A 12887-nucleotide genomic window follows, 5' to 3' on the forward strand; every position below is an offset into this window, starting at 1 on the left:
GAGGATCAACCATGAAGACACTTCCCTTGCGCCGCATCGGCATCGCCGCGCTCGCCGTGCTGCTGGCCGGCGCCGCGACCGCCTGTTCCGACGACGCCACCGACGCTCCCGCCGTCGCGCTGGAACCGGCGCCCGCCGAACAGCAGCTGGCCGGCGCCTGCCCGAGCACCGTCGTCGTGCAGTTGCAGTGGGCGCCCGAGACCGACTCCGGGCCGATCTTCGGCCTGCTCGGTCCCGGGTACAAGGTCGACGCCGACAACAACAAGATCACCGGTCCGCTCGTCACCGACGGCAAGGACACCGGGGTGAAGCTGGAGATCCGGGCCGGTGGTCCGGCGATCGGCTTCCAGACGGTGCCGTCGCAGATGTATGTCGACCAGAGCATCACCCTCGGCCTGGCCCACTCCGAGCACGCCATCGCGGCCGCCGGCCAGCAGCCGATCGTCGCGGTCACCACGCTGCTGCGCAACAGCCCGCAGATGCTGATGTGGGATCCCGAGACCCATTCCGAGTGGCGGGGGATCGCCGATATCGGCAAGTCGGGCAAGCCGATCGTGGTGTCGAAAGGACAGCTGTACCCGGACTGGCTGGTCGCCCGCGGGCTGGTGCAGCAGGGTCAGGTCGACGCCTCCTACGACAACTCCCCGTCGCGGTTCGTTTCCGATCCGTCCTTCGCCCAGCAGGGCTTCGCCAACGCCGAGCCCTTCACCTACGAGCACGAGGTGCGGGCCTGGAACAAGCCCGTCGCCTATCAGCTGCTCAAGGACGTCGGCTACGAGGGCTATGCCCGCACCGTGAACGTGCGCGCCGACAAGCTGGTCGAACTGCGGCCCTGCCTGCAGAAGCTCGTGCCGATGATCCAGCGGGCGACGGCGCGGTTCGAAGCCGATCCGGCACCGGTGAACGACGTGGTCGTCGACGTGGTGTCGAAGAACCCCAAGCTCACCCCGTACAGCGCCGAGCTGGCCGCCTTCGGGTCCAAGGCCCTCATCGACGGCGGTCTGATCGGCAACGACACCGACGGTGTCCTCGGCAGTTTCGACGAGGCCCGCGTCCAGCGCATCATCGACGAATTCGGACCCATCCTGCGCAAGGGCGGCGCGAACGTGCCGACCGGGCTGACCGCCAAGGACCTGGTCACCAAGGAATTCCTCGATCCCGCCATCTCCGTCACCGGCTAAGGAGCCATCCATGACCACCAGCTACGACCTGTCCGAAGTCTCGCGCGAGAAGCAGATGGGCGGCCTCGGTAAGGAAACCGATGCCCGCGAGATCCGCGTCGTCGACCTCACCGACTTCGAGCACCGCCGCGCCGAGATCACCGAGGAGCTGTGGGCCGCTGCCACCGAGATCGGCTTCTTCCAGCTCTCCGGCCACGGCATCCCGCAGGACCTGATCGACGAGATGTTCGGCGCGACAGCCGATTTCTTCGCGCTGCCCGAGGACGTGAAGGGGCAGTATCCGCTGGTCAAGCAGAACAACGCGGGCTGGGAGAGCCTGAGCCAGGTGCGTCCGTCCATCGGGGTGCCCGACCAGAAGGAGTCCTACCAGATCACCCGTCCACACATGGACCAGCTCTGGCCCAGCGAGACCGAACTCGCCGGATTCCGTTCCCGTGTCCTCGATTTCGAGGAACGGGCGTGGGCGGTGGCGATGCGCGTGCTGTCCTGCTTCGCCGACCGGCTCGGCCTGCCGCGCGAGCACTTCACCGCCGCCCACGATCCGTCCTCGCCGAACTACCAGAGCGCGCTGCGGCTGCTGCACTACTTCGCGGTGCCCGAGGAGCTGCGCGGTGTCCCCGGGCGCTGGCGGGCCGGTGCGCACACCGACTTCGACTGCCTGACCCTGCTGTTCCAGCGCGACGGTCAGGGCGGCCTGCAGGTGTGCCCCGGCAAGGAGATGCAGGAGCAGGAATGGACCTCCATCACCCCGTCGTCGAGCCTGATCACCTGCAATATCGGTGACATGCTGACCCGTTGGAGCGACGACCTGCTGCCGTCGAACTTCCACCGCGTCCGCAGTCCGGGTGAGGGGGAGTACCAGGGTGAGCGCTACAGCATCGCCTACTTCGCCCAGGCCGACCGCGACGCGATCATCCAGGGCCCGGCGGGCAAATACCCGCCTGTCACCGCCGCCGATTTCCTGGCGCAGCGGGTGCAGGCGAACTACCGGCCCCAGGGATAATCGAGCACCGACACGGAAAGGACCACGGCGATGACCGACGAGAGCTCCGCGCTGCTCGGCCAGTCAGTGCACCGGCAGATCAGGCAGATGGTCCTCTCCGGCGAGCTGGCCCCGGGCCGATCGCTCAGCGTGCCCGCGCTGGCGACCCAGCTCGGGGTCAGCCGCAGCCCCGTCCGCGAGGCGGTGCAGCAGCTGATCTACGAGGGGCTGGCCGTCAGCGCGCCGCACGCGGGCGCCAAGGTGGCCGCCGTCGACGCGGCGCAGATCCGCGATGTCCTCGCGGTGCGCGCCGCCCTCGACGGGCTCGCCGCCGCCGCGGCGGCCACCCGGCTCACCGAAGCGGACCTGGACAAGCTGGCGAGCATCATCGCCGCCCAGGAGGCCAACCTCGACGACGCCACCGACGCGGCCCGCGACGCCCAGCTCGACCTGGAGTTCCACACTTTCATCCGCGACGCCTCCGGCAACAGCTGCGTCGTCGACGAGCTGGCCCGGCTGGAGGCCAAGGCCCACCTCTACCGCGGCGACCTGTGGTGCTCGGCCCGCAACCGCCGCGTCGCCCTCCGCGAACACCGGCGCATCGTCGAAGCACTCGAATCCGGGCATCCCGAGTCGGCGCGCACGGCCGCCGAGGCGCACGTGCACGGCCTGCTGACCCGCCTGGGCAGGCGGTGAGCGGTCAGCCTGGGCAGGCGGTGAGCGCTCAGCGCGGCTCGCGGTAGGCGGGCGCCTTCGCGGTGCCCGCCGGGGTCAGCGTGCGCAGCAGCGGCATGGTGCGGCGCGCGATCACCGTCGACAGCACGATCACGCTGTGCGACCGCACCACCGAACCGGTCCGGTCGATGCTGAGCAGCACGGCTTGCAGGCCGGCGTGTGAGTCGGCGCCGATCCGGCACAGTACGTCACCGGACCCGGTGGTCGCGTAGGCCTCGAGCACGCCGGGAATGGCCTCGAGCTCGGCGCTGACGGTGTCGAGCGCGCCCTGCGCGATCTCCAGCGTCACGAAGGCCTGCACCTCGAATCCGGCCGCGGTGACGTCGATCTGCGGGTCGTAGGAGGCGATCACCCCCGACTCCTCCATCCGGTTGATCCGGGCCTGCACGGTGGCCCGCGCGACCTTCGTGCGGCGCGAGAGTTCGAGGATTCCGGCCTTCTGATACGTGTGCATCGCGGTCAGGATCGCGAGATCGAGTTCGTCCAGTTTCGCTGGCGTCCGCATCGAGAGACCTCCGTGCCGTGCGCGGTCGAGTGCTATTCAAATTGTCCACCATCGGGGGTGAATCGGTAGCTTCTCGTGTCAGCCTGTTCAGGGTTCTCCGGTGTTGTTGCCTAGGTCGGCCGGGGCGAGATTTCCTTGGTCATGACCATTGAGCAGCAGCTCGTCGGGCTGATCGAGCACGACGACAGCGTCGATCCGTTTCCGGTGATCGGGTGGGACGCGCTGGTGTGGGTCGTGGGTAACGCGACCCAGAGCGCGCACTTCCTGCAGTCGGCGTTCGGGATGCGGCTGGAGGCCTACTCCGGTCCCGAGACCGGCAATCGCGACCACAAGGCGTTCGTGTTGCGCAGCGGGGGAGCGCGCTTCGTCGTGCAGGGCGCGGTCGACCCGGACAGTCCGCTCGTCGCCCACCACGACCGGCACGGCGACGGCGTCGTCGACATCGCGCTCGAGGTGCCCGACGTGGACCGCTGCATCGCCTGGGCCCGCGACCACGGTGCGCGCATCCTGGTCGAACCACACGACGCGACCGACGAATTCGGCACCGTCCGCTCCGCGGCCCTGGCCACCTACGGCGAGACCAGGCACACCCTGGTCGACCGGTCGCGGTACTACGGGCCGTATCTGCCCGGCTATGTCGCGCGCACGTCCACCCATCAGCGGCGCACCGCCCGGCTGTTCCAGGCGATCGACCATGTGGTCGGCAATGTGGAGCTGGGCATGATGGACCGCTGGGTCGACTTCTACCGCAGCGTCATGGGATTCACGAACATGGCCGAGTTCGTCGGCGACGACATCGCCACCGAGTACTCCGCGCTGATGAGCAAGGTCGTCGCCAACGGCAACCACCGGGTCAAGTTCCCGCTCAACGAACCGGCCGTGGGCCGCAAGCGATCCCAGATCGACGAGTATCTCGAGTTCTATCGCGGCCCCGGCGTCCAGCACATCGCCCTGGCCACCGGCGACATCATCGCCACCGTCGACGCCATGCGCGCCGAGGGCGTCGAATTCCTGCCCACCCCCGACACCTACTACGAGGACCCCGAACTGCGCGCCCGCATCGGGCACGTGCGCGTCCCGGTGGCGGAGCTGCAGCGCCGCGGCATCCTCGTCGACCGCGACGAGGACGGCTACCTCCTGCAGATCTTCACCCGACCCCTGGCCGACCGCCCCACCGTCTTCTTCGAACTCATCGAGCGGCACGGTTCACTCGGCTTCGGAAAGGGCAATTTCAAGGCCCTTTTCCAGGCCATCGAACGCGAGCAGGAGGCCCGCGGCAATCTGTGAGTGCCGTTGCTGACAGAAGAACGCGTCGTCGCGCTCATCCATGAATGTCGCCCGCCGATCGATGAGTGCGGCGGAGCGGGCGAGATCGGTTGCGCGTGGGCGAGGTCGCACCATCGGATACGGTCTCCAGCCCGCCCCACTGGGTAGAGTTTCGGCTATGCGGTTCAAACCTGCGGTGGCGATCGGGCTGGCGTGCGTGGCACTGGCTGCCTGCGGGTCGGGCGGCTCCGACGACTCCTCGGGTTCGTCGCGGACGCCACCCAAGGTCGCCGCGCTGGGGCCGTTCGTCGGGGAGTGCGGACATGTCGGTGACGACGAGGTGCGGTCGATCGCCGGTCTCCCGCAGGTCTCGGCGGTGTTCCGCAACGCGGTCGGGTGTAACTGGCAGTCGGCGGGCATCGATTCTTCCGTGGTCACCTTCGCCTCCTACCGAGGTAGTCCGATAGATCGAGAGCGGGCCTGGGTGCAGTCCAAGGACCGCGTCGTCGAGTCGGTCACGGTCCAGGGGCGCACCGGGTTTCAGTCGTACGGAACCAGCTACGGCGCCACCACGTGCGATTTCGCCATCGGGCTCGGCGACGATTTCTTCGAGTGGTCGACCTACGGGTACACGGCCCCCGGGCGTGGCCCGTGTGACGCCGCCCGGCAACTGGCCGAACTGACGTTGGGGAGATTGCAGTGACCGGGACGCGCTCACCTCGGCCGGCCGCGCGCCTCGCGGCGATCGCCGTCATCATCGCCGCCGCGGGCACCGCGCTGGCCGGCTGCGGCCGGACGGTGCCGGGGGCGCCCGCCGCGGTCGGTGAAGGCGGCGGGGGGAGCGCGGTCAACGTCGATTTCGACAAGTTACTGCGTGAGTGTGAGGTTCTCACCGAGGAACAGATGGCCGAAGCCGTCGGCGGCGACGCGCAATTCAACGACTCCTTCGTCGGAGCCGTGTGCATGTGGGATGTCGTCGGTGCGCCCGGCGGCGGCGCCAAGCTGACTTTGAACTGGTACGAGCACGGCTCGCTCAACGTCGAGCGGCAGACGTATCAGAAGCTCGGCTACAACTCGGCGATCACCACGATCCAAGGGGCGTCCGCGGTCGAGATCCGTCGTCCGGGTGATCCCGACTCCTGTGGTGTCAGCGCCAAAGCCGCCGACGCGGGTGTGGTCGGCTGGTGGATCAACTATCGGGCGGGGTCCGCCCATCCCGATCCGTGCCCGGTGGCGGCCAAGCTGGTCGAACTCACCTTGAACCGAGCCCGCTAGACTCCTGACCAGGTGCCCCGCTTTGACCCTCTGCGGGACACACGGGTATCGTGGATCCCTGTGCCCGGATTGCTACGGGCAAGTTCGTGCGTGAACGTAGGCCAGCGAGAGCGGCCGGTACGTTCCAGCGTGCCCAGAAAAAGGGCCCTGAGCTGCGCGCGACACGCCCGACCGCGGGTAGAGGAAAACACGGTCGGACGTGCGAGTGAAAGCTCGATGAACTGAAGACATGTGTTCTGCCCACCGCAATACAAGCCGCAATTACCAATAAGGAAAGCCGGTCTATGCCAACCATCAACCAGCTGGTCCGCAAGGGTCGCCGCGACAAGGTCTCCAAGACCAAGACTGCGGCCCTGAAGGGGAGCCCGCAGCGTCGTGGCGTGTGCACTCGCGTGTACACCACCACCCCCAAGAAGCCGAACTCCGCGCTGCGTAAGGTCGCGCGTGTTCGCCTGACCAGCGCAGTCGAGGTCACGGCGTACATCCCCGGCGAGGGTCACAACCTGCAGGAGCACTCGATGGTGCTCGTCCGTGGCGGTCGTGTGAAGGACCTCCCCGGTGTCCGCTACAAGATCATCCGTGGCTCGCTGGACACCCAGGGTGTGAAGAACCGCAAGCAGGCCCGCAGCCGCTACGGCGCCAAGAAGGAGAAGAGCTGATATGCCACGCAAGGGCCCCGCACCCAAGCGTCCGCTGATCAACGACCCGGTCTACGGGTCGCCGCTGGTCACTCAGCTGGTCAACAAGATCCTGCTGGACGGTAAGAAGTCCACCGCCGAGCGCATCGTCTACGGTGCTCTCGAGCAGGCGCGTGAGAAGACCGGCACCGATCCGGTCGTCACCCTCAAGCGTGCGCTGGACAACGTCAAGCCCGCCCTCGAGGTGAAGCCCCGCCGCGTCGGTGGCGCCACCTACCAGGTGCCGGTCGAGGTCCGTCCGGGCCGCGCCAACACCCTGGCGCTGCGCTGGCTGGTCAGCTACTCCCGCGCTCGTCGCGAGAAGACCATGGTCGAGCGTCTCGCCAACGAGCTCCTCGATGCCAGCAACGGCCTCGGCGCTTCGGTGAAGCGTCGCGAGGACACCCACAAGATGGCCGAGTCGAACCGGGCCTTCGCGCACTACCGCTGGTGATTGCCGCCCGGCCCGTCGCTAGTGTCGGCGCCGGAAGGCTTTCAGTCGGGACGCGGCACTTCGGTGCCGCCCCCGGCGTTGACATTGTGACGACCCGAACCAGGGTCGTTCCCGAGAATCCCAACTAGCTAACGAGCGGGGAAGATTTCCGTGGCACAGGACGTGCTCACCGACCTGAACAAGGTCCGCAACATCGGCATCATGGCCCACATCGATGCGGGCAAGACCACCACTACCGAACGCATCCTCTTCTACACCGGTATCACGTACAAGATCGGTGAGGTCCACGACGGCGCGGCCACCATGGACTGGATGGAGCAGGAGCAGGAGCGTGGTATCACCATCACCTCCGCCGCTACCACCTGCTTCTGGAAAGACAACCAGATCAACATCATCGACACCCCCGGGCACGTCGACTTCACCGTCGAGGTGGAGCGGTCGCTGCGCGTGCTCGATGGTGCGGTCGCCGTGTTCGACGGCAAAGAGGGTGTCGAGCCGCAGTCCGAGCAGGTGTGGCGTCAGGCCGACAAGTACGACGTGCCGCGTATCTGCTTCGTGAACAAGATGGACAAGCTCGGCGCCGACTTCTACTTCACGGTGCAGACCATCAAGGATCGTCTCGGTGCCAAGCCGCTGGTCATCCAGCTGCCGATCGGCGCGGAGAACGACTTCGAGGGCATCGTCGACCTGGTCGAGAACAACGCCAAGGTCTGGAAGGGCGAGACCAAGCTCGGCGAAGAGTACGAGGTCGTCGAGATCCCGGCCGATCTCAAGGACAAGGCCGAGCAGTACCGTCAGGAGCTGCTCGAGACCGTCGCCGAGTCCGACGAGTCCCTGCTGGAGAAGTTCTTCGGCGGCGAGGAGCTCTCGGTCGAGGAGATCAAGGGCGCCATCCGCAAGATGACGGTCAACTCCGAGCTGTACCCGGTGCTGTGTGGTTCCGCGTTCAAGAACAAGGGCGTGCAGCCCATGCTCGACGCGGTCATCGACTACCTGCCCTCCCCGCTGGACGTCGAGGCCACCACCGGCCACGTGCCCGGCAAGGAAGACGAGCTGGTCACCCGCAAGCCGAACGTCGACGAGCCGTTCGCGGCCCTGGCGTTCAAGATCGCGGTGCACCCGTTCTTCGGTGAGCTCACCTACGTCCGCGTGTACTCGGGCAAGGTCGACTCCGGCTCGCAGGTCGTCAACTCGACCAAGGGCAAGAAGGAGCGTCTGGGCAAGCTGTTCCAGATGCACTCCAACAAGGAGAACCCGGTCACCACCGCGTCGGCCGGCCACATCTACGCCGTGATCGGTCTGAAGGACACCACCACCGGTGACACCCTCTCGGACCCGCAGAACCAGGTCGTCCTCGAGTCGATGACGTTCCCGGACCCGGTCATCGAGGTCTCGATCGAGCCCAAGACCAAGTCCGACCAGGAGAAGCTCGGCACCGCGATCCAGAAGCTGGCGCGCGAAGATCCGACGTTCTCGGTCAAGCTGGATGCCGAGACCGGCCAGACCGTCATCGGCGGCATGGGCGAGCTCCACCTCGACATCCTCGTCGACCGCATGAAGCGCGAGTTCAAGGTCGAGGCGAACGTCGGTAAGCCGCAGGTGGCCTACCGCGAGACGATCACCAAGCCGGTCGAGAAGCTCGAGTTCACGCACAAGAAGCAGACGGGTGGCTCCGGCCAGTTCGCGAAGGTCATCATCGCGGTCGAGCCCTTCGTCGGCGAGGACGGCGCGCACTACGAGTTCGAGAACAAGGTCTCCGGCGGTCGCGTGCCCCGTGAGTACATCCCGTCGGTCGACGCGGGTGCCCAGGACGCCATGCAGTACGGCGTGCTCGCCGGCTACCCGCTGGTGAACCTGAAGGTCACCCTGCTCGACGGCGCGTACCACGACGTCGACTCCTCGGAAATGGCGTTCAAGATCGCGGGCTCGCAGGCCCTCAAGGAAGCGGCCCGTAAGGCCGGTCCGGTGATCCTCGAGCCGCTCATGGCGGTCGAGGTCATCACGCCCGAGGATTACATGGGCGACGTGATCGGCGACCTCAACTCCCGCCGTGGCCAGATCCAGGCCATGGAGGAACGCAGTGGTGCCCGTGTCGTCAAGGCGCTGGTTCCGCTCTCGGAGATGTTCGGTTACATCGGTGACCTGCGGTCGAAGACCCAGGGCCGCGCGAACTACTCCATGGTGTTCGCCCAGTACGCGGAGGTTCCGGCCAACGTGTCCAAGGAGATCATCGCCAAGGCGACCGGCGAGTAATTCGCTTGCCGGGGCCAAGTACGCTTGGCCCCGGCAACCGGGCGTCAGCACGACCCCCCTTAATAACCGCACTGCTGCAAAAAAGCACGCACTAACTAGTCCAGGAGGACAACAGTGGCGAAGGCGAAGTTCGAGCGGACGAAGCCCCACGTCAACATCGGCACCATCGGTCACGTCGACCACGGCAAGACCACGCTGACTGCGGCGATCACCAAGGTGCTGGCTGACAAGTACCCGGATCTGAACGAGAGCTTCGCTTTCGACCAGATCGACAAGGCGCCGGAGGAGAAGGCTCGTGGTATCACGATCAACATCTCCCACGTCGAGTACCAGACCGAGAAGCGCCACTACGCGCACGTCGACGCCCCGGGCCACGCCGACTACATCAAGAACATGATCACCGGTGCCGCCCAGATGGACGGCGCGATCCTGGTCGTGGCCGCCACCGACGGCCCGATGCCGCAGACCCGTGAGCACGTGCTGCTCGCCCGTCAGGTCGGCGTGCCCTACATCCTGGTCGCGCTGAACAAGTCGGACATGGTCGACGACGAGGAAATCCTCGAGCTCGTCGAGATGGAGGTCCGCGAGCTGCTGGCGTCGCAGGAATTCGACGAGGATGCCCCCGTCGTGCGCGTCTCCGGCCTGAAGGCCCTCGAGGGCGACGAGAAGTGGGCCGAGTCCATCGTCGAGCTCATGGCTGCCGTCGACGAGTCGATCCCGGACCCGGTCCGTGAGACCGAGCTCCCCTTCCTGATGCCGGTCGAGGACGTCTTCACGATCACCGGTCGTGGCACCGTCGTCACCGGTCGCGTCGAGCGCGGCATCATCAACGTGAACGAGGAAGTCGAGATCGTCGGCATCCGTCCGGACAAGACCAAGACCACGGTCACCGGTATCGAGATGTTCCGCAAGCTGCTCGACCAGGGCCAGGCGGGCGACAACGTCGGTCTGCTGGTTCGTGGCATCAAGCGCGAGGACGTGGAGCGCGGCCAGGTCGTCGTGAAGCCGGGCACCACCACCCCGCACACCGAGTTCGAGGGCCAGGCGTACATCCTGTCGAAGGACGAGGGCGGCCGCCACACCCCGTTCTTCAACAACTACCGTCCGCAGTTCTACTTCCGTACGACTGACGTGACGGGCGTTGTGACCCTGCCCGAGGGCACCGAGATGGTCATGCCCGGTGACAACACCGAGATGTCCGTCAAGCTGATCCAGCCGGTCGCCATGGACGAGGGCCTGCGTTTCGCGATCCGTGAGGGTGGCCGCACCGTCGGCGCCGGTCGCGTCACGAAGATCATCAAGTGAGTCTGTAGACCCACTGACACCGCAACGGCGTCGCTCCCCCGGGAGCGGCGCCGTTCGGCGTTTCCCGGGGCTGTCGCGTGGCCACAGCACCAGTGATCCAGCGCGGCGGCCAGTGACGAGATCGCCATGACCTCCGGGGTCATCGCGGGGCGGCACCACGCTGGGTAGCGTTCGGGAGGGAGATATCCGGTGGATCGGAGGCAGGCGTGTCTGTGGTGCAGGGGTTCGAGGTCACCGAGGGTGTGCTCGAGCACGGGATGCCCTATCTGGCGTTCGGGGACGGGCCGCCGCTGGTGTTTCTCCGGTGGTTCACGCCCGATCACGCGAATCCGCGGGGGTGGATGCGGAGCTCGGAGATCAAGACGATGGCGCCGCTGGCCAGGAACTTCCGGGTGTACGCGGTGAATCGGGCGCCGGGGATGGCGGTGGGGACGACGATGGCCGATATCGCGCGCGAGCATGCGGAGGCGCTGTTGGGCGAGTTCGGTGCTGCGGTCGACGTGCTCGGGATTTCGTCGGGTGGGTCGCTGGCCTTGCAGCTCGCCGCGGATCATCCGTCGGCGGTGCGGCGGCTGGTGGTCGCGTCGTCGGGGTATCGGCTCGAGGACGCTGCCAGGGAATCGCAGATGAAGTACGCGACGGCGGTCGCCGCGGGCAAGCGGGCGCTGCATCATCTGGCGACCCAGGGGATCGAGTCGCGGGTCAAGGCACGGCTGGTCGGCGCGGTCGCCTGGCTCGTAGATCCCCTGGTGCGGCCGAAGAACCCGGCCGACACGCTCGCGTTCGTGCGCGCCGAGGACGCGTTCGACCTCGACGGCAGGCTCGCCGACATCACCGCCCCGACCCTGGTGGTCGGCGGTGACCGGGACGAGTACTACTCCGTCGAGACCTTCCGGCGCACCGCCGACGGCATCCCCGACGCCCGCCTCGTGGTCTACCCGGACACCAGCCACCTCGGCGCGATCAAGCACGAGCGCTTCGCTGCCGACGTCACCGCGTTCCTGACGGCGCCGGGAATCTGAGCGGCGGGAATCAGGCCGGGGCGAGCAGGCGGACGCGGACGGTGACCCGGCCACGGTCGTCGCGGTGGGTCACCGCGTGACCGGCCTTGTCGACGCCGTCGATGCGCAAGGTGATCGGGCCGCCCTCGCCGAGGAAGTTGCGCCACCACTGCTTCTTGTCGGGCATGGCCACGCCGATGACGTACTCGTCCCCGGAGCGGCGGTAGCTGACCGGGGTGCTGAAGGTGCGTCCCGAGCGCCGGCCGACATAGCTGACCTGCGCGAACGCCTTACCGAGGAGCTTGCCGACGACCGGGGCTTCGGTCAGCGCGACCACGCCCGCGTTCATGCCGTGCACGACTCGGCGCAACACTGATTCCTGACTCAACGGCTTCTCCTGCCTGAGGATGAAGAACGGGCTCGTTGCGCCCACGGTACCGAGGTTCTTTGGCAGAGCCCTGAGAGTTCTTGGGGCCGAAACGGTTCCGGCGTTCAGCGGATCTTGGCGCCGTAGACGTGTTCGACGCTCAGCGCCATGAGGACGCGGCGGTCGGCGACCATGACCTCGCGGTACTCGTTCCAGTCCGGGTGCTCGCCGGCGGCGGCGCGGTAGTAGTCGACGAGGGCGGCGACCTCGGGGCCGTCGGGATCGGTGCCGGGACCGGTCAGGGTGACGCTGCCTTCGGCGGTGGCCCAGGACCAGCCGTCGGGCGCGGTCACCTCGACGGCGGCCCTGGGGTCGCGGCGCAGGTTGGTGGTCTTGGCGCGGCCTTCGGTCATCGAGACGTAGATGACGCCCGCTTCGCGGTCGTAGTACGGGGTGACGGGGGACAGCTGGGGCCGTCCGTCCGCCTTGATGGTGGCGAGCACGCCGAGCTTCGCTGTCGCGAGCAGATCGTGCGGGTCGAATGCCGCTGTCATCGGTGGGTCTCCTCTGGGTGGGCTGACTCGCTGGACGAGGCCACCGCGGTCGACGGCGATGTCCCCTCGGTGAGACGAACTGCCGTGACCGCCGATTTATGCCCGCCGGGCCCCGAGGACATCGGCCGGGAAAACCCGTCGACAGCGCGGGGTCCGAGCGCGTAGAACTGGGGGCATGGTTACGGTACGTCCGCATTCGCGGCGCTAGTTCGCATCGGGTCCTCGGGCGCCGGTGTGGCGCCGCGTGATTCGATGCCCGTGCCGTCCGGTGGAACGCACAACTGGCGAGCGTCGACTTCTTCGACCGAACTAGTTGACGTACTGGGGGATTC

The 12887-nt window shown here is 67.2% G+C and carries 14 protein-coding genes; 11 read left to right on the forward strand and 3 right to left on the reverse strand.

Annotated elements, in window-relative coordinates; translation table 11 throughout:
• Nucleotides 1-11: 11 nt before the first annotated feature.
• The 3 genes from ATM97_RS20465 to ATM97_RS20475 are packed head-to-tail and all read left to right on the forward strand — an operon-like array spanning nucleotide 12 to nucleotide 2859.
• Complete coding sequence (locus tag ATM97_RS20465) at nucleotides 12-1181, forward strand: nitrate ABC transporter substrate-binding protein (RefSeq protein WP_218719643.1); 1170 nt, start codon at nucleotides 12-14, stop codon at nucleotides 1179-1181.
• A 10-nt stretch (nucleotides 1182-1191) separates the two neighbouring features.
• Complete coding sequence (locus ATM97_RS20470; protein WP_218719644.1) at nucleotides 1192-2184, forward strand: isopenicillin N synthase family oxygenase; 993 nt, start codon at nucleotides 1192-1194, stop codon at nucleotides 2182-2184.
• A gap of 30 nt (nucleotides 2185-2214) precedes the next feature.
• Entirely contained in the window at nucleotides 2215-2859 is a 645-nt protein-coding gene (locus ATM97_RS20475) for a GntR family transcriptional regulator (protein ID WP_218719645.1), read from the forward strand.
• A 28-nt stretch (nucleotides 2860-2887) separates the two neighbouring features.
• On the opposite strand, the gene ATM97_RS20480 is transcribed toward ATM97_RS20475, so the two are convergent.
• Nucleotides 2888-3403 (reverse strand): Lrp/AsnC family transcriptional regulator, encoded by a 516-nt coding sequence (locus tag ATM97_RS20480; protein WP_218719646.1) that lies wholly within the window; start codon nucleotides 3401-3403, stop codon nucleotides 2888-2890.
• A 141-nt stretch (nucleotides 3404-3544) separates the two neighbouring features.
• Between ATM97_RS20480 and hppD the strand changes: the two genes are divergently transcribed.
• From hppD to ATM97_RS20520, 8 genes are all read left to right on the forward strand, one after another.
• Entirely contained in the window at nucleotides 3545-4690 is a 1146-nt protein-coding gene (gene hppD / locus ATM97_RS20485; RefSeq protein WP_218719647.1) for a 4-hydroxyphenylpyruvate dioxygenase, read from the forward strand.
• A 157-nt stretch (nucleotides 4691-4847) separates the two neighbouring features.
• A complete protein-coding gene (locus ATM97_RS20490) occupies nucleotides 4848-5372 on the forward strand; it encodes a DUF3558 domain-containing protein (RefSeq protein WP_218719648.1) in 525 nt (174 codons plus the stop codon).
• Nucleotides 5369-5944 carry a DUF3558 domain-containing protein gene (locus ATM97_RS20495; protein WP_308248558.1) on the forward strand — a complete coding sequence of 192 codons (576 nt, stop codon included), beginning with the start codon at nucleotides 5369-5371 and terminating at the stop codon, nucleotides 5942-5944. The genes ATM97_RS20490 and ATM97_RS20495 overlap by 4 nt, the downstream gene beginning before the upstream one ends.
• Nucleotides 5945-6228: 284 nt before the next feature.
• Nucleotides 6229-6603: a 30S ribosomal protein S12 gene (rpsL, locus tag ATM97_RS20500; protein ID WP_019049359.1), complete on the forward strand. Its 375-nt coding sequence runs from the start codon at nucleotides 6229-6231 to the stop codon at nucleotides 6601-6603.
• A 1-nt stretch (nucleotide 6604) separates the two neighbouring features.
• Nucleotides 6605-7075: a 30S ribosomal protein S7 gene (rpsG, locus tag ATM97_RS20505; protein WP_019049358.1), complete on the forward strand. Its 471-nt coding sequence runs from the start codon at nucleotides 6605-6607 to the stop codon at nucleotides 7073-7075.
• A 150-nt stretch (nucleotides 7076-7225) separates the two neighbouring features.
• The gene (gene fusA, locus ATM97_RS20510) at nucleotides 7226-9328 is read left to right on the forward strand and encodes an elongation factor G (RefSeq protein ID WP_218719649.1); all 2103 of its coding nucleotides are present in this window, start codon (nucleotides 7226-7228) and stop codon (nucleotides 9326-9328) included.
• Between the two features lie 114 nt (nucleotides 9329-9442).
• On the forward strand, nucleotides 9443-10633 hold the full coding sequence (gene tuf / locus ATM97_RS20515; protein WP_218719650.1) for an elongation factor Tu: 1191 nt from the start codon (nucleotides 9443-9445) through the stop codon (nucleotides 10631-10633).
• Nucleotides 10634-10839: 206 nt separating this feature from the next.
• Entirely contained in the window at nucleotides 10840-11655 is an 816-nt protein-coding gene (locus tag ATM97_RS20520; protein WP_308248559.1) for an alpha/beta hydrolase, read from the forward strand.
• A gap of 10 nt (nucleotides 11656-11665) precedes the next feature.
• Here the strand turns inward: ATM97_RS20520 and ATM97_RS20525 are convergent, their stop codons facing one another.
• Together ATM97_RS20525 and ATM97_RS20530 are read right to left on the reverse strand one after the other, a co-directional pair.
• The gene (locus ATM97_RS20525; RefSeq protein ID WP_374104884.1) at nucleotides 11666-12022 is read right to left on the reverse strand and encodes a nitroreductase/quinone reductase family protein; all 357 of its coding nucleotides are present in this window, start codon (nucleotides 12020-12022) and stop codon (nucleotides 11666-11668) included.
• A gap of 104 nt (nucleotides 12023-12126) precedes the next feature.
• Nucleotides 12127-12555, reverse strand: a complete 429-nt coding sequence (locus tag ATM97_RS20530; protein ID WP_218719651.1) for a PPOX class F420-dependent oxidoreductase — start codon at nucleotides 12553-12555, stop codon at nucleotides 12127-12129.
• Nucleotides 12556-12887 lie beyond the last annotated feature (332 nt).

It is taken from the genome of Nocardia sp. MH4, assembly GCF_019266065.1.
Lineage (GTDB): Bacteria > Actinomycetota > Actinomycetes > Mycobacteriales > Mycobacteriaceae > Nocardia > Nocardia canadensis.

Coding starts and splice junctions, on each gene's coding strand:
- ATM97_RS20480 (WP_218719646.1), bottom strand. CDS start 3,403: ATGCGGACGCCAGCGAAACTGGACGAACTCGATCTCGCGATCCTGACC.
- rpsG (WP_019049358.1), top strand. CDS start 6,605: ATGCCACGCAAGGGCCCCGCACCCAAGCGTCCGCTGATCAACGACCCG.
- ATM97_RS20490 (WP_218719648.1), top strand. CDS start 4,848: ATGCGGTTCAAACCTGCGGTGGCGATCGGGCTGGCGTGCGTGGCACTG.
- ATM97_RS20475 (WP_218719645.1), top strand. CDS start 2,215: ATGACCGACGAGAGCTCCGCGCTGCTCGGCCAGTCAGTGCACCGGCAG.
- hppD (WP_218719647.1), top strand. CDS start 3,545: ATGACCATTGAGCAGCAGCTCGTCGGGCTGATCGAGCACGACGACAGC.
- rpsL (WP_019049359.1), top strand. CDS start 6,229: ATGCCAACCATCAACCAGCTGGTCCGCAAGGGTCGCCGCGACAAGGTC.
- ATM97_RS20470 (WP_218719644.1), top strand. CDS start 1,192: ATGACCACCAGCTACGACCTGTCCGAAGTCTCGCGCGAGAAGCAGATG.
- ATM97_RS20465 (WP_218719643.1), top strand. CDS start 12: ATGAAGACACTTCCCTTGCGCCGCATCGGCATCGCCGCGCTCGCCGTG.
- ATM97_RS20530 (WP_218719651.1), bottom strand. CDS start 12,555: ATGACAGCGGCATTCGACCCGCACGATCTGCTCGCGACAGCGAAGCTC.